At 65.7% G+C, this 17,969-nt stretch carries 16 protein-coding genes and 1 pseudogene; 8 read left to right on the top strand and 9 right to left on the bottom strand.

Features of this window, described 5'->3' with window-relative positions:
- Positions 1-6 precede the first annotated feature (6 nt).
- Together HMPREF2760_RS09555 and HMPREF2760_RS09550 are read left to right on the top strand one after the other, a co-directional pair.
- The gene (locus HMPREF2760_RS09555; RefSeq protein ID WP_070597140.1) at positions 7-1,050 is read left to right on the top strand and encodes a methionine ABC transporter ATP-binding protein; all 1,044 of its coding nucleotides are present in this window, start codon (positions 7-9) and stop codon (positions 1,048-1,050) included.
- On the top strand, positions 1,047-1,727 hold the full coding sequence (locus tag HMPREF2760_RS09550) for a methionine ABC transporter permease (RefSeq protein WP_070597139.1): 681 nt from the start codon (positions 1,047-1,049) through the stop codon (positions 1,725-1,727). The genes HMPREF2760_RS09555 and HMPREF2760_RS09550 overlap by 4 nt, the downstream gene beginning before the upstream one ends.
- Here HMPREF2760_RS09550 and HMPREF2760_RS09545 read toward each other — a convergent pair.
- On the bottom strand, positions 1,724-2,587 hold the full coding sequence (locus HMPREF2760_RS09545; RefSeq protein WP_070597138.1) for a sucrase ferredoxin: 864 nt from the start codon (positions 2,585-2,587) through the stop codon (positions 1,724-1,726). The genes HMPREF2760_RS09550 and HMPREF2760_RS09545 overlap by 4 nt on opposite strands.
- A gap of 98 nt (positions 2,588-2,685) precedes the next feature.
- On the opposite strand from HMPREF2760_RS09545, the gene HMPREF2760_RS09540 reads away from it, so the two are divergent.
- Positions 2,686-3,339 carry an AMIN-like domain-containing (lipo)protein gene (locus tag HMPREF2760_RS09540; protein ID WP_070563803.1) on the top strand — a complete coding sequence of 218 codons (654 nt, stop codon included), beginning with the start codon at positions 2,686-2,688 and terminating at the stop codon, positions 3,337-3,339.
- A gap of 5 nt (positions 3,340-3,344) precedes the next feature.
- Here the strand turns inward: HMPREF2760_RS09540 and HMPREF2760_RS09535 are convergent, their stop codons facing one another.
- Positions 3,345-4,889, bottom strand: a complete 1,545-nt coding sequence (locus HMPREF2760_RS09535) for a DNA polymerase Y family protein (RefSeq protein ID WP_070563800.1) — start codon at positions 4,887-4,889, stop codon at positions 3,345-3,347.
- Complete coding sequence (locus tag HMPREF2760_RS09530; RefSeq protein WP_070521496.1) at positions 4,886-5,569, bottom strand: hypothetical protein; 684 nt, start codon at positions 5,567-5,569, stop codon at positions 4,886-4,888. The genes HMPREF2760_RS09535 and HMPREF2760_RS09530 overlap by 4 nt, the downstream gene beginning before the upstream one ends.
- A 59-nt stretch (positions 5,570-5,628) precedes the next feature.
- Here HMPREF2760_RS09530 and HMPREF2760_RS09525 point away from each other — a divergent pair, with 59 nt between their 5' ends.
- Entirely contained in the window at positions 5,629-6,039 is a 411-nt protein-coding gene (locus HMPREF2760_RS09525) for a hypothetical protein (RefSeq protein WP_070521499.1), read from the top strand.
- An 8-nt stretch (positions 6,040-6,047) separates the two neighbouring features.
- Here HMPREF2760_RS09525 and HMPREF2760_RS09520 read toward each other — a convergent pair whose 3' ends face one another.
- Together HMPREF2760_RS09520 and HMPREF2760_RS09515 are read right to left on the bottom strand one after the other, a co-directional pair.
- Positions 6,048-6,701 (bottom strand): response regulator, encoded by a 654-nt coding sequence (locus tag HMPREF2760_RS09520; protein ID WP_070521502.1) that lies wholly within the window; start codon positions 6,699-6,701, stop codon positions 6,048-6,050.
- Between the two features lie 2 nt (positions 6,702-6,703).
- Complete coding sequence (locus HMPREF2760_RS09515) at positions 6,704-7,852, bottom strand: ATP-binding protein (RefSeq protein ID WP_210386358.1); 1,149 nt, start codon at positions 7,850-7,852, stop codon at positions 6,704-6,706.
- A 113-nt stretch (positions 7,853-7,965) separates the two neighbouring features.
- Between HMPREF2760_RS09515 and HMPREF2760_RS09510 the strand changes: the two genes are divergently transcribed.
- The 3 genes from HMPREF2760_RS09510 to HMPREF2760_RS09500 are packed head-to-tail and all read left to right on the top strand — an operon-like array spanning position 7,966 to position 11,378.
- Positions 7,966-9,018: a PspC domain-containing protein gene (locus HMPREF2760_RS09510; protein ID WP_070564975.1), complete on the top strand. Its 1,053-nt coding sequence runs from the start codon at positions 7,966-7,968 to the stop codon at positions 9,016-9,018.
- Between the two features lie 11 nt (positions 9,019-9,029).
- Entirely contained in the window at positions 9,030-10,151 is a 1,122-nt protein-coding gene (locus HMPREF2760_RS09505; RefSeq protein ID WP_070521511.1) for a threonine aldolase family protein, read from the top strand.
- A 33-nt stretch (positions 10,152-10,184) separates the two neighbouring features.
- Positions 10,185-11,378: an HNH endonuclease signature motif containing protein gene (locus tag HMPREF2760_RS09500; RefSeq protein ID WP_070521513.1), complete on the top strand. Its 1,194-nt coding sequence runs from the start codon at positions 10,185-10,187 to the stop codon at positions 11,376-11,378.
- Positions 11,379-11,769: 391 nt separating this feature from the next.
- Here HMPREF2760_RS09500 and guaA read toward each other — a convergent pair whose 3' ends face one another.
- Positions 11,770-13,338: a glutamine-hydrolyzing GMP synthase gene (guaA, locus tag HMPREF2760_RS09495; RefSeq protein WP_070521516.1), complete on the bottom strand. Its 1,569-nt coding sequence runs from the start codon at positions 13,336-13,338 to the stop codon at positions 11,770-11,772.
- Between the two features lie 24 nt (positions 13,339-13,362).
- A pseudogene (locus HMPREF2760_RS09490) lies at positions 13,363-14,080 on the bottom strand (LysR family transcriptional regulator).
- A gap of 74 nt (positions 14,081-14,154) precedes the next feature.
- Here HMPREF2760_RS09490 and HMPREF2760_RS09485 point away from each other — a divergent pair.
- Positions 14,155-15,135, top strand: a complete 981-nt coding sequence (locus tag HMPREF2760_RS09485) for an EamA family transporter (RefSeq protein ID WP_167595540.1) — start codon at positions 14,155-14,157, stop codon at positions 15,133-15,135.
- A 47-nt stretch (positions 15,136-15,182) separates the two neighbouring features.
- Here the strand turns inward: HMPREF2760_RS09485 and HMPREF2760_RS09480 are convergent, their stop codons facing one another.
- The gene (locus tag HMPREF2760_RS09480; RefSeq protein WP_070521525.1) at positions 15,183-16,343 is read right to left on the bottom strand and encodes a GuaB3 family IMP dehydrogenase-related protein; all 1,161 of its coding nucleotides are present in this window, start codon (positions 16,341-16,343) and stop codon (positions 15,183-15,185) included.
- A 9-nt stretch (positions 16,344-16,352) separates the two neighbouring features.
- Entirely contained in the window at positions 16,353-17,867 is a 1,515-nt protein-coding gene (gene guaB, locus HMPREF2760_RS09475; protein ID WP_070521530.1) for an IMP dehydrogenase, read from the bottom strand.
- Positions 17,868-17,969: the final 102 nt, after the last annotated feature.

Raw genomic sequence — 17,969 nt, 5'->3', positions numbered from 1 at the left:
AACCACGTGACTGAACACACTGGCGCCCGCCAGGGCACCCGGATTGAATTCCGCAACATCACCAAAGTCTTTAAGAACAAGAAAACCACCACCACCGCACTCGATAATGTCTCCCTGACCGTCGAGCCCGGCGAGATCATCGGCATCATCGGCTTCTCCGGCGCGGGCAAGTCCACGCTGGTGCGCATGATCAACGGCCTCGATAAGCCGACCTCAGGGCAGCTGCTTCTCGACGGCACCGATGTCGTCCCCCTGCCCGAGTCCAAGCTGCGCGGCATCCGCCGCAACATCGGCATGATCTTCCAGCAGTTCAACCTCATGTCCTCCCGCACCGCGGCGGGCAACATTGAGTACCCGCTGAAGCTGCAGGGCGTCGAGAAGCAAGAGCGTAAGCAGCGCGTCCAGGAGTTGCTGGAGTTCGTCGGTCTGGCGGACAAGGGCGATAACTACCCGGAGCAGCTCTCCGGCGGCCAGAAGCAGCGCGTCGGCATCGCCCGCGCCCTGGCTAATAACCCTTCCCTGCTGCTGGCGGATGAAGCCACCTCGGCCCTCGACCCCACCACCACCCACGAGGTGCTCGACCTGCTGCGCAAGGTCAACCGCGACCTCGGCATCACCATCGTGGTCATCACCCACGAGATGGACGTCGTGCGCTCCATCGCCGACAAGGTAGCCGTCATGGAAAACGGCCACGTCATCGAGGCCGGCAGCGTCTATGAGGTCTTTTCCAATCCGCAGACCAAGGTGGCGGAGAAGTTCGTGGCCACCTCGCTGCGCAATACCCCGGACGTCGTTGAGGCCGATGACCTGCTGGCCCACGAGGGCCGCCTGTTCACCATCAACCTGACGGAAAAGTCGGGCTTCTTCGACGCCGCCGGCAAGCTCGCGGACAAGGACGTGTCTATTGCCGTGGTCCACGGTGGCATCACCACCTTGCAGAAGCACTCCTTTGGCAAGATCACCGTCCGCCTCAACGGCCCGGACGCCGCCATCGAAGACTTCTACGCACACATGCAACGCACCACCGAGATTGAGGAGATCCAACGATGAACGTCACCTACCTCGCGCAGGCTAATTGGGACCGACTGGGCAGTACGCTTGTCGACGCCATCAAGGACACCCTCATCATGGTCGCCACGACCCTGGTGCTTGCGGGCATCATCGGCCTCGTGCTGGGCATCCTGCTCTACACCACGCGCCCGGGCGGCATCCTGCAGAACAAGCCCATCCACTTCGTCATCAACATTCTGGTGAACTTCATTCGCCCGATCCCGTTCATCATCCTGCTGGCTTTTGTCCAGCCGCTGACCGTGGCGGTGCTGGGAAGCTCCATCGGCCGTGAACCGGCCACGTTCGTCATGGTGATTGCGGCTACCTTCGCGGTGGCGCGCATCGTGGAGCAGAACCTCGTGGCGCTGGATCCGGGTGTGGTCGAGGCGGCCCGCGCGATGGGCGCTTCGCCGTGGAAGATCATCACCACGGTCATCATTCCGGAAGCGCTGGGCCCGCTGGTGCTGGGCTACACCTTCCTGTTCATCGGCATCGTCGACATGTCCGCGATGGCGGGCTACGTCGGCGGCGGTGGCTTGGGTGACTTCGCCATCGTCTACGGTTACCGCGCCTTCGAGTGGGAGGTCACCGTGGTGGCTACCCTCATCATCATCGTGCTGGTGCAGGCAGCGCAGTTCTTTGGCAACTGGCTTTCGGCCAAGATTATGCGCCGCTAACCGCGTCGCGCGACGCGACGCGCGACGTAGATTCGAGAGGTCTTCGGCTCGTCTCCACAAGAAGAGACGACGCCGGAGGCCTCTTTTTCTTCCAGCTCCACGTCCCATGCGCGGCCGTCGCGGTGTCGCACAGCGGCAGTACCTGCCGCTGCGGTATCTGTCGCGTCGACGGTGAGGTCGCCGTAGTGGAGGGTCTCGGAGGCGTCGAGAAGCTGGCGGGCTACCGCGAGCTCCGCTACCTGGCCTTGGGGAGTGTGAAGACCGGAACCTCTGTTGGCGGGATAAAAATACTCGCCGTGCAAGGCCTTGCCCACGAGCTCGCGACCGGCCTCCACGTTGAGGCGGCCAAAGGAATATCCCCAGGGCATCAACAGCACTGACGGCGCGAAACGGTGCCCCTTGGTGTGAGAGGTTTCCCACACGGTCTCCTCAAATTCGCACGCCAGGGAGGCGGCAAGCGGGCGGCCCTTGATTGCACAGCAGGCATCGCGCTTGGCGTGGGTGCACACGAGCACCAGCGGCAGGCACGTGCCAGTGGGGTGCTCCAGATCCAAATCGAGGATGTCCTCCGGGCCGTTGAGGACATAATCCTGTACCAACCCCTCGCGTGCCCACACGACGAAACAGCGGAAGTGCCCCGCCCCCCGTTCATGCCCGGCGCGCCCGGGGCGGCGAATGAGTTGCAGGCCCGCCACGCCTTTGAGCTTGGCCTTGAGCTTCTCGGTGAGGCCCGGGCCGAAGGTACGGCCATCGAGCACGTCGCGCGACCACGCCGTGGGCCACTCGAAAAGGACGTACACAGATTCTTGTTTAGCGGTACCAGCCAGGGGCTCAACCTGGACGTCGGAGCAGAAGGTCATGGCGCCATCTTAACTGGCATCACTTCCTTCACAACAATGTGGTTACGATGCTTAGCTCGATGCATATAATTCCCTGCGGTGCCGCTACGCTCGGAATTATGCCGAAACACAATCTCTTGCGCACAGCCGCCCCCGTGGCCGCACTCGTTGTCTCGGGTGCGCTCGTGCTTCAGGGATGCGCTCCGTCTTCCTCCCCGGATGGTAGTACCGGCGACCCCACGAAGACTCTCGACGCCACCCTGTCCGGCGCCTCCACTTCCACCGCTACCGTCACTCCCACTGCGCCCTCCCCCGCCGCGCCCGCTGGCCTAACCCCGCTGGGGGACGCCAACCTGGAGATGAAAACCCTCCGCCCACCGGCCCCCTCGGAGCTGGTGGTGACCGATGTCCGCGTGGGTAAACACGAGGGCTTTGACCGCGTAGTCTTCGAGTTTGTCGGGGATGGTTCGCCGGGCTGGTTCATCGATTACACCGATTCCCCCGCCCAGCAAGGCTCCGGCAACCCGATTGCTTATGAAGGCTCCGCCGCGCTCGACGTCAGCATCGACGGCACCGCCTACCCCTTCCAGCTCAACATGGAAGACCCGAACATCGGCACTGTAAAGGGCGCCGGCGGGCTGGTTACCCAGGTGGTCAGCAGCGGCACCTTCGAGGCCCGCTCGCAGTTCGTTATCGGGCTTAATGAACGCCACCCGTATTCGGTCCAGGTGCTCAGGGCGCCGACGCGCCTGGTCATCGACATCTTGAACTAAGCCGTTCAGGCATAGGTTGCCTCCACCGACCAGCGCCCGCCTGCCCACACCAGCAACCAGGCGCGCTGGCCTTTGTCGTTTTCCCCGACGACTTGCAGACGCGCGCAGCGCTGCGCCGCACCCGCCTCCCACCACCCGGTATCCACGGGCCACGGGCCGGCCCACCCAGTCACCCGGTAGCGGTGCTGGCCCCACCCCAGACCTGCTGGAGCCCCGGAAAGGAGGGCCTCGGCGGTGACGATGATGTCCTTCGAGGAGACGTCGATAAGCCGAATCCGCGCAGCCGGGTGCGCCAGGCTCGCCGGAAGCGGCGCCGGGATGCGCCCCGGCCACGTGCCCTCCGGCTGCGGGTCGCGCTGCTCGCCATAAGGGACGTACTCGATGCGCTCGGCCACCCCCCGCCCGGCCGCCGGGCGGGGTTGCAGCACGCGATCCACCCCCAGCTGGGATTGCACGCGCGCGATGACACGCTTAGCCTGCTCAGCGGATTCACCCGCGCCCCACAAAAGCCCGTCCCCCGGCGGGGCGACCTCCACCGGTTCCAACGCCAGCTTGGCGATGCCCCCTCCCTCACCCGGCGCACTCCCAGCCCGCGCAGTACTCAGCCAGCCGTCGAGCTGCCAGCGCACACGATCCGCCGTGGCGGCCTCGCTGAGCGCTTCCTGGGTACGCCAGATCCGCTCCAGGCGCTCACCGCCCTCAAACTCCGCGGCAACGCGCAGGCGCAGGCACACCACGCCGGCCTCCTCGAGAGCCGCGTGGAGGCGAGCCGCCAGCTGACGCGCGGCGAAGGCCGCGGCATCCACGCGCTCCAAGGGCTCCTCGAAGCCCTGCTCCACGCCCAGGTCAGGGCGCGCGAGTTCCGGTGCCACGCGCCGATCCGGCGCAGCCGCGGCCACCGCGTGGCACCGCCGCCCGGCCTCACCGAAACGGGTGGTGACTTGGCGCAGCGGCAGGCTCGCCAGCTCCCCTAAGGTGCGCACACCCAGCTGCTCTAAAGAATGAACCACGTCCGCCGCACAGCCCAGCGCCACTTCCGCGGCCAATACTCCTACCGGCTGCTTAGCCAGAAAGTCGCGCGACCCTCCTACCGGCACCACCGCGCCCAGGTTGCGGTGGCGGGCGGCAATCAGCGCGGTAGCAATCTCGTCCGCGACGCCGACGGTGGCGTCGAGGTGGGATCTGGAGGTGGCGTCGACAAGCATCTCCACCGCCTTTGCCTCACTGCCGTGGAAACGCCCGGCCGCGCCCGCGTCCACGATGACCAGCCCAGGGCGCAGCACCTCCACCGACGAAGCCACCGCGTCCAGGCCCGCGGCAATCTCCGCGAACACCACCCCGTCCCGGTCCGGGTTGGCCTCCTCCACGCGCAGCTCCGGCAGGACGGCTTGGGCTTGGCGCACGCGCATCCCGCGGCGCACTCCCGCCCGGCGCGCCGCCGCGTTGCACACCGCCACGCGGTGCTGGGCGGCGATGACACACGCCGCCCTCTCGGCATCCTGCAGCGCCTGGATGGGCCAATCCGGGAACCACAGCGCCGCGACCCTCACACTGCCTCCAAGTGCGGGCGCGTGTCTGGTCGCTGCCCGCACGTGAGCACTCCACGCCGCGGGCGCATGCTTGCCGACGCCACCCGCACCCCTATATCAACCCCCCGAATCCGCCCGCTGCCCCGGCCCAGGCCATGCACCGCGACGACCTCCGCACCGATCTCCACGGCCGTGCCCGGCAGCCGGGTCCCCACGGTGAGCAGGGCCGCCTGCCCTGCCCGCACCTTCGCCAGCACGGGGCGCGCCCGGGTGGGACTCAGCGCACCTGTCCCCTTGTGCACGACGAGGTCCAGCCCCTCACACAGCACGCTAGTTACCGCCCAGGGCTCCGCGCCCGGGTCGGGCACCGTGATGACCCGGGAGACATCACCATCCTCGGCCACTTGTGCGAGTGATAGATCCGGCCAGCCCACTACCCCGACGTGTCCGCCCACCGCGCTAACATGAGTTATCAGCTCCACCACGAGCGCGGCGCATTCCGCGCAGGCGGTTGCCCGTTTACGCGGCAGACCACCACCCGGGAGCAGCTCAGATAACTTTTCAGGGACGCCAAGAAGTTCCGCATCCGGCTGCACCTGCACCGAATCATCCGGGGTTTCCAGGCGTTGAATCTGGGCGCGTAGAACCGCAATCTGGTCGGCCCGTGAGCCGCCCGCTACGCGAACACCTGTTTGATTCATGGCTCCTATTATGAACCTCTCCCCGGACACGCGCAATTGCGCTGGTAGCGTTAGGCGCCATGAATCCCCTCCGCGCGCACACCACCCCAATCCCCACTCCGCCGTGGGTACGCCTCGGCGCCTCGCTGCTGGCTGGTGCCGCCGTGGCAGCAGGTACCAGCCGCATCCACTTCGGGCTCGCCATGGGGCTCAGCCTGCTCCTCCTCATCGCCGCCTGCGCGCTCGTATTCCTGCACCCCTACCGCGCGGACCTGCGCGATTATGCCCAGCGCCACAACGTCACCATGCTGCCCAACGCCGCACAGCTTATTCCCCTCATGGTGCTGTGGTTGATGGTTATGCTCTCCCCGCTCCTCGCGCTCCCTGCCTGGGGCAGCGCGCTGGTGTGGGTGCTCGTCGCGGGCGCGGCCTTCCTGCTCTTTCCCCACGTCGACGGCTCCCGCAAGCTCGCCTACGCTCCCCCTGCCTAGGCTGCGCCTTAAGCCAGGTCGCGCGAGGTGGCCCAGCGCGTGAGCTGATGGCGGTTGGACTGCTGGGTCTTGCGCAAAATATTGGAGGCGTGCGTCTCCACCGTTTTCACTGAAATGAACAGCTGCTTGCCAATCTCGCGGTACGTATAGCCGCGCGCAAGCAACCGCAAAACCTCCAGCTCGCGGCGCGTGAGCGCATCCACTGCTGGGTCTTGCCCCTCCTCCGGCTCCGGTGCGGGCGATCCGGAGGCAAAAGCGTCAAGGACAAAGCCTGCCAGGCGCGGCGAGAAATACGCATCCCCGCTGTTGACCTGCAGGACCGCGCGCGCCAAATCCGGGCCGGAAATATTCTTCGTTACGTACCCGCGCGCACCCGCCCGAATCAGCGCAATCACGTCCTCCGCCGCATCCGACACGCTCAGCGCCAAAAACACCGGCCGCGAAGGCTGGTTAGCCGTCGCGTTAATAACGGCGAGGCCACCGCCGTCGGGCATGTGGACGTCGAGAAGCACCACGTCCGGCGAGGTACGCGCAATGCCCTCCAGTGCTTCCGCGACGGTGCCCGCATCGCCCACAATCTCAATCTCCGGGGCCGCCGCCAACTCGGCGCGCACGCCCGCGCGGAAGACGGAATGATCATCAACCAAAAAGACCTTCACCATGCTCATAACGCTACCGCTAGCTCCACCTCGGTGCCCTCCCCCGGGGTCGAGGAAATCCGCACGCGCCCACCAGATCCCTCTACGCGCGCGCGAATACTGTCACGAATCCCGTGCCTATCAGCGGGAATAGCATCCACGTCGAAACCCACCCCGCGATCACGCACGAAGATACTCAGCTCGCCCGCCAACAACTCCGCGTAGACATCCACCGCGTCCACGCCCGCGTGCTTGCCGACATTGACCATAGCCTCGCGCGCCGCCTGAATAAGCAACTTCGCGGACTCCGTCAGCTCCGCATCCTCACCCACCGTCACAGCGGATACCCGCATGTCGAAGAGGTCTTCCACCTCCCCGCACGCCGCTTCGAGGGCGCCGAAGCAGGTGGTGGGGGCGGCGGAGGGAGCGTCGAAAAGCCAGGCGCGCAGCTCGCGTTCTTGGGCGCGCGCCAAACGCGTCACCTCGCGCGAATCCCCCGCCCGCTTCTGAATCAGCGCCAGCGTCTGCAGTACCGAATCGTGCAGGCGGGCGGCAATCTCGGCGCGCTCCTCCGAGACCGCCTTGGCCGCCTGCTCCTGCGACAGCGAACGCCAGAGCTTCAGCACCAGCGGCACCACCAGCGCGCCAAAGCCCACCAGCGTCAGCGCCGTGGCCAGGATCGCCGAGCCGGATCCGCTCTCCCACGTCACCGCTGCCACCACGACGCCACCGATGACCAAGACGGCACCAGCCGCCACAGCAACCAGGCCCACCGGCGTGTTCAGCCCGCGGTCATACGCCAACCATGCCAGCACCGCACCGATGGCCACAACCGCCAACGGCACCGCCACGCTTAGCGACGCCCCCGAGACCCCCAACACACCCACCGCACTACCCGCCAGCGCCAGGAACACCAGCACGAGGGAGAGGGGGCTGCGGCGGGTGGAGGGGGCGTCGTCAAGCGCGGGCGTGAAGATCCACAGCCCGGCATAGGCCATCGCCCCCACCCCACCCAGCAGGGTCAACGCGGTCAAGGCGATGCGCGCGGAGAGCGCCGAAACCCCCAGATTCTGTGCCAACCCCGCTGCCACGCCGGCCACCACGCGGCCAGATTGGGGGCGTGACATCACGGGATAAGGCGCCGCGTTCTCGGCGGGGACATAGGGCGAAGTCATACTAGACATAGTCCCACGCACCATCCCTCCGGCACATCGGGGACAACCCTGAGGTCTAAAAATCAGGGCGATTACCGATACCGCCGCGAAGCCCCGCGCGGCACCATAAAAGTATGACGAAGAACAGCACTTTCAACCAGATGTGGACAACCCGCCCCGTCCGCCTTCCCAAGAAGCAGGGCGGCGACGCCCAGCTCGCCGGTGTCTGCGAAGGCATCGCGGTGCGCTACCAGCTCGATCCTACGATTGTGCGCGTGGCCTTCGTGGTCGCAGCACTCGCTTTCGGCGGGGGCATCGCCGCCTACCTCGCCGCGTGGGCGCTCATGCCGCGCTACGGATCGCCCTACTGCCCGCTCGATGCGGCCTTGGGCAAGGATGGCGTCAAGGAGGAGCAAGAGCTCGGCTGGATCCTGATTGTCGGCGTCCTTCTGACGTTTAGCTCCGGCCCACTGTTCTTGAGCGGACAATTCCTCGCCGGCCTTCCGCCCGCTGCACTGACCTTCGGCCTGTTAGCGCTGGCGTGGTACGCCCTTCACCAACGCGAGCCGCTACCACCCAGCGGGCTACTAGCTGCCGAGCAGCCGGTGCGCGAGGAACCTGTCAACCTCAACCCTTATACCCCGGCAGACGGCCACCCCTTCCCGCCAGGGCGCACGACCCCGCCGTCCTGGGATCCGCTCGGTGTGGTGCCCGATGCCTGGGACCTGCCGGAGCCGGGCCCGCGGGAGGAACCGACAAAGAAGCGCGGCTCGCAGTGGGTTGAGGGCGCGATTGCTCTCGGTGCCGTGGGCGCCGCCCTGACGATTGCCTTCCTTGGAGTCACCTTCGTCTCCGAGGCCGACGAGTCCGGCTTCAGCGCCCGCTTCAACGTCGGTGAGCAAGACATCGCGCCCACCCATGAAGATGAGCTCGAGGACTACTACGACCTGGGCATCGGCGAATCGACGGTGGACTTCAGCCAGCTCCACGACCTCACAACCAAGCACGACGTCACCGTCGACGCCGGCATCGGCGCCGTCGAGGTCATCCTCCCGAAGGACATCCCCGTCGCGCTGACCTGTGATGACGGCCTGGGTGAGAGCAACTGCACCGAACGCCAGGACCCTGACGCGCTGCTGAACATTCACATCGACGCTGGCATCGGCGAAGTCACCGTCACCGGCTAAACTGGCCACCCATGATTCACTTCGGCAACGACTACCATCGCTCCGCCCACCCCCGCGTCCTTGATGCCATCGCAGGGGCGGGCGGGGCTTATACCGGTTATGGCGCCGACGAGCTCTGTGCCACGGCCGCTGAGCGCATCCGCACTGCCTGCCAGGCGCCGAACGCCGAGGTGCATTTCATGGTCGGTGGCACGCAGGCCAACGCCACGATCATCGCCCATCGCCTGCGCCCCTGGGAGGGCGTTATCGCGGCGGATAGCGGGCACATCGCCACCCATGAGACGGGAGCTATCGAGCACACCGGGCACAAGGTCATCACGCTGCCGAACCAGCTGGGAAAGATCACCGCCGCGCAGGTGCGCGCCTGCATGGAGGAATACCGCGCCTCCGGGGTGGAGGAACACATGCCAGAACCCGCACTGGTCTACATCACGCAGCCCACCGAGTTCGGCACCGCCTACTCCCGCGCCGAACTCGTGGCCCTGCGCGAGGTCTGCGATGAGTACGAGCTGGGCCTGTTTGTCGACGGCGCCCGCCTCGGCTATGGCCTCTCCGCCTCAGATATCACGCTGCCGGACCTGGCCGCGCTTGTCGACGTCTTCACCATCGGCGGCACCAAATGCGGCGCCCTCTTCGGCGAGGCCATCGTCTTCCCTGCGGGCGCGCCGCGTTTTCGCAATGCAATGAAGCAAAACGGCGGCCTGCTGGCCAAGGGCTGGTTGCTCGGCGCGCAATTCGCCGCGCTCTTCAGCGCCCCCGCTCCTGAATCCGCCGATGTGCTCCCCGGAACCAACGCTTCCTACGCAGACGCTAGCGCAACTACCCCAGACGCTAAGGCACATAGCGCAGCAGCAACCACCCTCTACGAACACATCTGCGCCCGCGCCAACGCCCAGGCCCAGCGCATCGCCGAGGCATTCCGCGCCGCAGGCATCGACATGCTCTTTGACTCCCCTACCAACCAGCAATTCGCGCTGTTGACACGCGAACAGGAAGAGAAGCTCGCGCAGGACTTCGTGTGCCAGTTCTTCGAAGAACACGAAGGCCTGCGCGTGGTGCGGTTCTGTACGGCGTGGTCGACGGAGGAGGGGGACGTCGATAAGCTCTGCTCTGCGATTTCTGCGCTCAAGTAGCGAGGTTCCCCAACCTGGTTTAGGCTGTGAGCTATGCAACTGGGGGGTTACATTCAAGCACTAGCGCGCGGGCTCGACGTGGTCGAGCAATGCGCCGGTGTCACGCGCGCGCAGCTAATTGAGATGGGTGCGCGGCCGGATTTCGCGGAGAAGCTCCTGGGGCTGCACGCGGTGTATTTCGGGGACACGATGTTCCGCTCCCGGCAGCGCAAAGCGCGCCGCACGGGCCACGACGTGTTCACGCTCCTCGATATCGAGCGCTATTGTTCCAAGCTCAAGGCCCGCAAGGCGTGGGAGCTGCGCCAACTGCTGGCCGCTACCCCGCGGGAGAAAATCCCCATGGTGGCGAAGGCAAAACTCAAAGAGTGGCACCCGCCCAAGGACCCCGCCCCAGGCGTGCGGGTGACGCGGCGCGCGGGCCGCAACCACACGCTGAGCATTACGGATTCCTCGCTCAACATCTCGAAGCTGCTGGCCGTGTTGAAGACCACCGACAAGGACTTGCTCACCGCGGCGCATACCGTGTTCCGCGGCGGGGGCGGCTCGGGCCAGAAGCTGCAGTCCAACGTCATCGTGCGCTTGGATGAGCTGGACCGCATCGTGGATGGCGATGGTGAGGAGATTGAGCTGCAGTTGACCAATGGGGCGACGATGACCGGTGCGGAGTTCGTGCGCGAAAAGCTTGCCGACGTCGGCCTCATCACCCTCGTCCACCCCCACCACGGCCCCGTGAACCTCTACATGGCGAGCCGTTTCGCCAACATCAAGCAGCGCCTCGCACTGTCTGCAGAGCACCCGACGTGCGCCTGGCCCGGGTGCAACGCGCCTGCCGACGACTCGCAGATTCATCACCTCACCCGCTTCCAAGATGGCGGGCCGACAAACATGGCCAATATGGTGCCGCTGTGCGCGTATCACAACGCGGTCAACGACGATGATCCGGAAAAGCCCACCGGCCGCGGGCACCTCGACCGCATCGATGGCCGCGTGTACTACCTGCCGCCGTGGGCCGGCCCGCCGATTCCCATCGAAAGCCCGGCCCACCCGCCGCGTTCCGCGCCGGGGCGAGCACCAGGCACTGCTCGCGCATCCTCAGATCCGCCAACATCCGGCCCGCCTGATCCGCGTTCCGGTCCGGCTGACGGCTCCAGCCCTGGGGCGCCGCCGCATAACTCCGGCGAACCTCCGGACCCCGCCACCGAGTTCATGAGTTCAACCAGCCCGTGAATCGTCGCCCGAGTCCCCAGGTCGAAGTCCAACCGGTCGCCGGATCAACAGGATCGATGGGTCGTAGGACGCCGGCTCACCGGCCTGCGACGCCTTAGCAACAAACAGCCGCTTTCACCAGCCGCCCGCTGAGAATTTTCGCTCGGCGTGCGGCTACTCGCGCGCGCGTTAAAGAGGTATGCGAGAGCTCTCGCCCGATTCGCGGAGCTGTACAGCAACGAGGCAACACAAACGCTCTACTCCGCGCCTCGGTCGGAGCTTGTGGCGACAAAGACGGTGCCAACGACAAGCCACGCGGGCTTGGTACCAGGGGCCGAAAACGGGAGCGCAGCCGCGCCCTGTTAATTCAAGGCACGGCCGCGCTACGCAGCGTCTGGGAGTTTGCTTCGCTTTACTCCCACTCAATGGTTCCCGGCGGCTTCGACGTCACGTCGAGCACTACTCGGTTAACTTCCTTGACCTCGTTGGTGATGCGGGTGGAAATCTTCTCCAACACGTCGTACGGCAGGCGGGTCCAGTCCGCAGTCATGGCGTCTTCGGAGGATACCGGGCGCAGGACGATCGGGTGTCCGTAGGTGCGGCCATCGCCTTGGACGCCGACCGAGCGGACGTCGGCAAGCAGCACCACCGGGCACTGCCAAATCTCGCCATCCAGGCCAGCGTTGGTCAGCTCAGTACGCGCGATGAGGTCTGCCTGGCGCAGGGTCTCCAGGCGCTCCTCGGTGACCTCACCAATAATGCGGATGCCCAGGCCCGGGCCCGGGAACGGCTGGCGTGCCACGATTTCTTCCGGCAGGCCCAGTTCGCGGCCAACCGCACGGACCTCGTCCTTGAAGAGCAGGCGCAGCGGCTCGACGAGCTCGAACTCGACGTCGTCAGGCAGGCCGCCCACGTTGTGGTGGGACTTAATGTTCGCGGTACCATCACCGCCGCCGGACTCCACCACGTCCGGGTAAAGCGTGCCCTGCACCAGGAACGCGGCATCCTGGCCGTCCAGGGCTTGGTCGACGACGCGCTCAAAGGAGCGGATGAACTCCGCACCGATGGCCTTACGCTTAGCCTCCGGCTCGGTCACACCAGCCAGCTTGGAAAGGAAAGCCTCGCGCTCATCAGCGGTGATGAGCTTCGCGCCAGTCGACGCCACGAAATCCTTCTCCACCTGCTCACGCTCGCCCGCGCGCAGCAGGCCGTGGTCGACGAAGACACAGGTCAAACGGTCACCAATAGCGCGCTGCACCAGGGCCGCGGCCACGGCGGAATCCACGCCACCGGACAGGGCGCAAATGGCATGGCCGTCCTCACCAATCTGCTCGCGCACATCCTCAATGAGGCGCTCCGCAATGTTCTCAGCAGTCCAGTTCTGCTCCAGGCCTGCTACCTCCGTCAGGAAGCGCGTGAGCACCTCTTGGCCGTGCGGCGAGTGAAGAACTTCCGGGTGGTACTGCACGCCGGCCATCTTCTTGGACAGGCACTCGAAGGCGGCCACGGGAGCGCCCTCGGAAGAGGCGGTGACTTCAAAGCCCTCCGGGGCTTCAGAAACCGAATCGCCGTGGGACATCCACACCTTGTGCGTATCCTCGAGGCCCTTGTGGAGCACACCGCCAGACACGGTCATGTCCGTGCGGCCGTACTCGCGGGCACCCGTGGAGGCCACGGTGCCGCCCAGGGCTTGGGTCATGGACTGGAAGCCGTAGCAGATACCAAAGACCGGGATGCCGAGCTCGAGCAGCTCCGGCTTCAGTGCGGGGGCGCCGTCCGCGTATACGGAGGACGGGCCACCGGAGAGGATCAGCGCGGCCGGGTTCTTGGCCTTGATGTCCTCCACGGAGGCGGAATTGGGGACAACCTCGGAGTAGATGTTGGCCTCACGCACGCGCCGGGCGATGAGCTGCGCGTACTGGGCGCCAAAATCCACCACGAGGACAGGACGCGGGGTTGTATTTGGGTTAGTCACGGTCATCAGTTTAACGCAAGAACCCACACCCTAGACCGCAGGGAGTGGCCCAAAATCTTTAGCGGTGGCAGCCGCCTTGCTCAACGCGGCCCGAAACGCCCGCAAGGCGGGGTGTCCCTCGCGCCCGGCGCGCACCGCGGTGTAGAGCGTGCGGGTGGGATTACCAGGCAAGGAAACCACGCGCACGCCCTCAATTTCGTCGAGGAAAAGGTCCGAGATCACCGCCACCGCGTGTCCGGTGCGCACCAGGTGCGCATGTAGAAAGGGGTCCGGGGTTTCATAGAGCACGCTGGGGTTAAAGCCATGCCTGCGGCACAGCCGGTGGACGAACCGCCCCAATAAAAACTCCTCCGGGTCCATGGCAAAGGGGATTTCCTCGTCATGCGCTGCAAAATCCTCTAAGCGCAACTCGCTCCAGGGCCCGCGGGACCAGCGAGGACATGATGGTTTGAAAGGTCGTGACCTTAATCGTGCCCCGCACCGCGTTGGTTGACGCAATGACCTGCGACTCCGCCTCATCCGCCAACGCGAGCATTCGCTCCGCGTAGGAGGCCAGGATTTCTCCCTGTTCCGTCAAACGCACGCGCCGGCCGACCTTTTCATAGAGCGCCACGCCGACGTCCTTCTCACACTGCGCCAACTGCTGGGAGATGGCCGAGTGCGTATAGCGCAGCGATTCCGCCACCGCAGTGACGGTGCCGAGGCGGTGCAGCTCGTAGAGAATGCGGAGGCGGTGCAGGTCCAACATGGCAGAATCCCTAACGGGTACGTGTTAAAAACTGTAGATAGACTAACAGTTCTTCCCACCCCACAATGGTCTGCATGACCAATCCGTTTGCCGTTCTATGCGTCATCGGCTCGTGTATTTCCCTCCAGCTCGGAGCCAGCCTCGCCATCCAGATTTTCCCCATTGGAGGCCCCTGGGGCACCGCCTCGCTACGCTTGCTCTTCGCCGCTGTGATTCTGCTCTTCATCGCGCGCCCGCGCGTGCGCGAGTGGAGCCGCGAGAAGTGGATCTCCGCCACCATTTTCGGCCTCACGCTGGGCCTGATGAATGGTTTTTTCTATGCCGGCATCGAGCTCGTCGCGCTGGGCCCGGCAGTCACCATCGAGTTTCTCGGCCCGCTACTGCTGGCGGCGTGCCTCTCCCGCTCGCTTCGCGACGCCACCTGCGTCGCCCTCGCCCTCATCGGCATGGGCCTGCTGGGGTTGGACTCCTTCAACGGAGACCCCCTCGACCTGCGTGGAGTTTTCTTCTTGATGTGCGCGGGTGCGATGTGGGCCGCCTATATCTTGGCCAGCAAGAAGGCGGGCGCTCTCTTTAGCGGGCAGGATGGTTTGGCCGTGGCCTTCCTCATCGGTGGCCTCGTGCTCCTGCCCGTCGGCGGGCGCGGCGCGGTGGCTTTGGCCAGCGACCCAAACCTCCTAATGCTCGCCCTAGGCACGGGCGTGCTGGCCTCGCTCATCCCCTATTCGTTGGAGTTCATTGCGCTGCGCAGGCTCGCCCCCAACGTCTTTTCCATCCTGATCGCTTTGGAGCCCGTCTTCGCGGCTCTCTTTGGCTGGCTCCTGCTCTCCCAGAAAGCCTCCCAGCTTAAGCTGGCCGCTATCGGGCTGGTCGTGGTGGCCTCGGTACTGCAAACCATGGTGCCGGCGCGCGGGCGCGTGGTATTCCGCAAGGTGGCGCTGCGCCCACGCCGCCTAAAGAAGCCCCGGCTGCCGTGGCGCCCAAAACCGCGCGCCAGCGACTCTAACGCTACGGCCACTGAGGCCAGCGCCACGGCCACTGGAGCGGTGACATAAACTCCGCCCCGAGCTTTGTTGAGCGGAGCAGCATTACAACGGGCGGGCTAGCGAACGGCCAAGCCCACCTTCTGGAAGGACTTCAGGTCCGTGTAGCCGCACTTCGCCATCGCGCGCTTGAGCCCACCGACCAAGTTCAACTCACCCAGCGGCTCGTTGGACGGGCCATGGAGCACGACTTCAAGGGAGGTCGCTGAAGCGTCCTCGGCGGTGCCAGAAGCGTCGACGCCGGAAGCGTCGGTGCCGAGGAGGGCGCCAGCCACGCCAACCGGCTCGATGATGCCGCGCGGGAAACGCGGGTGGCCGGCCGTGGACGGCCAGTACCAGCCCTTGCCGCCAGCCTCCGCCGCGCGGGCCAAGACTGGCCCGAGAACGACGCCATCGGCACCACAAGCAATGGCCTTGGCGATGTCTGCGGAGGTGAAGATGTCGCCGTCGGCAAGCACGTGCACGTAGCGGCCCCCAGTCTCATCCAGGTAATCGCGGCGTGCGGCCGCGACATCCGCGATGGTCGTCGCCATGGGGATATCAATGCCGACGGTCTCCGGGTTGGTGTTCACACCGGAGCCGACGATGATGCCCGCGGCACCGGCGCGCATGAGGTGCAGGGCCGTGGTGTAATCCGCCACGCCGCCGGCAATCACCGGGGTATCCAGCGAGCCGATGAACTCCTTCAAGTTGAGCGGCTCGCCACCGGTCTGCACGTGCTCAGCGGAGATCAAAGTGCCGTGGATGAACAGCAACTCTGCGCCGGCCTTAATAACCACGGGTGCCAGCTCGCGGGCGTGCTGCGGGGAGACACGCACGGCCACGGTCACGCCGGAATCGCGCACCTGCGCGATGCGCTCGGCCAGCAGCTCTTCGTTCAAGGGCGCTGCGTGCAGCTCCTGCAGCGTCGACAGGTCACCGTAGTTCTCCGTCACGCGGGCAATCGCGCCCTCCAGATCCTCGTGGCGGCCCCACAGGCCTTCCGCGTTGATAACGCCCAGGCCGCCCTGCTTGCCCATCTCGATAACAAACTCGGGGGTGGCCAGCGCATCGGTCGGCGCCGAGACAAACGGGACCTCGAAGGTGTACGCATCGATGTGCCATGAGGTGTCCACGTCCTTGGAGGAACGGGTGCGGCGAGTCGGCACCAGGGAGATCTGGTTCAGGTCATAGGTGCGGCGAGCCTCACGGCCCACGCCGATTTCTACGTAATCGCGCATGATTAGTCCTTAGCGGTAGTTCGGAGCTTCGACGATCTGCTGAAGGTGGTGCGGGTGAGACTCCTTGAGGCCCGCGGCGGTGATCTGGACAAACTGCTTGGTCTTGAGCTCGGCCAGGGTGGCGGAGCCGGTGTAGCCCATGGAGGCGCGCAGGCCGCCGACAATCTGGTGCACGATGGCATCGATGTCACCGCGGAATGGCACGCGGCCCTCCACGCCTTCCGGCACCAGCTTGTCCTCGCTCTTGACGTCAGCCTGGAAGTAGCGGTCCTTGGAATAGGAGCGCTTCTCCCCCGTCAGACCGCGGCCCTGCATGGCGCCCATGGAGCCCATGCCGCGGTAGCGCTTGTACTGCTTGCCCTGGACCACGACGATATCGCCCGGCGCCTCCGTGGTGCCGGCCAGCATCGAGCCCAGCATGACGGTATCGGCGCCGGCAGCCAGCGCCTTGGCAATGTCACCGGAGTACTGCATACCGCCGTCACCGATAACCGGAACGCCCGCCGGGCCGGCCACCGCAGCGGCCTCCATGATGGCGGTGATCTGCGGGGCACCCACGCCCGCCACCACACGCGTGGTGCAGATGGAGCCCGGGCCAATGCCAACCTTGATGGCGTCGGCACCAGCCTCAATCATGTCGCGCGCCGCAGCACGAGTGGCCAGGTTGCCGCCGACGACGTCAACGCGGTCGCCGAAGTCCTTCTGCACGCGGGAGACCATCTCCAGCACGCGGTTGTTGTGGGCGTGGGCGGAGTCGACGACGAGGACGTCCACGCCGGCGTCGACAAGCTGGCCTGCGCGCTGGTAGGACTCCTCACCGGTACCGATGCCCGCCGCCACGAGCAGGCGCCCGGAAGCATCCTTGGAGGCGTTGGGGAACTGCTCAGTCTTGACAAAGTCCTTGACGGTGATGAGGCCGACGAGCTTGTTCTCATCGTTGACGATGGGCAGCTTCTCCACCTTGTTGGCGGACAGCAGCTCCAGCGCCTCCTCCTTGCTGACGCCCTCCTTGGCCACGACGAGCGGCATCGGCGTCATAATCTCGGAGACCTTGCGGGAGAAATCCGGCTCGAAGCGCATGTCACGGTTGGTGCAGATACCCACGAGGGTGCCCTGCTTATCGACGACCGGCAGGCCCGAAATCCGGAACCGCGCGCACAGCGTATCGACTTCATCGATGGTCATCTCCGGGGAAGCCGTGACCGGGTCGGTCACCATGCCGGACTCGGAGCGCTTGACAATCTCTACCTGCTGGGCCTGATCCTCAACTGACAGGTTGCGGTGCAGGACACCGATGCCGCCCTGGCGCGCCATGCCGATGGCCATGCGGGCCTCGGTCACCGTGTCCATCGCGGCGGAAGCCAGGGGCACGCCGAGGCGAATGTTGCGCGTAAACTGCGCCGAGGTATCCACCTCGGAGGGAACGACGTTGGATTCTGCCGGAAGCAGCAGGACATCATCAAAGGTAAGGCCGTAGAGTGCAATCTTGTCGGGGTTGTCTCCGCCGGTGTGGACGTGGCTCATGAGGGTGGGGCTCTCCTAAACTGACCAGATAGTTTTATGCGGTAGCCCTCACTGTAGTGCGTGGACGCCCCGTAGTGGTAGCCGTGGGTAGAGGAATAGGTA

Origin of the sequence: Corynebacterium sp. HMSC065D07 (assembly GCF_001810695.1) — a bacterium.
Lineage (GTDB): Bacteria > Actinomycetota > Actinomycetes > Mycobacteriales > Mycobacteriaceae > Corynebacterium > Corynebacterium hesseae.
Note: the sequence above shows the minus strand (reverse complement) of the source record. Positions and strands in the feature narration are given on the sequence as shown.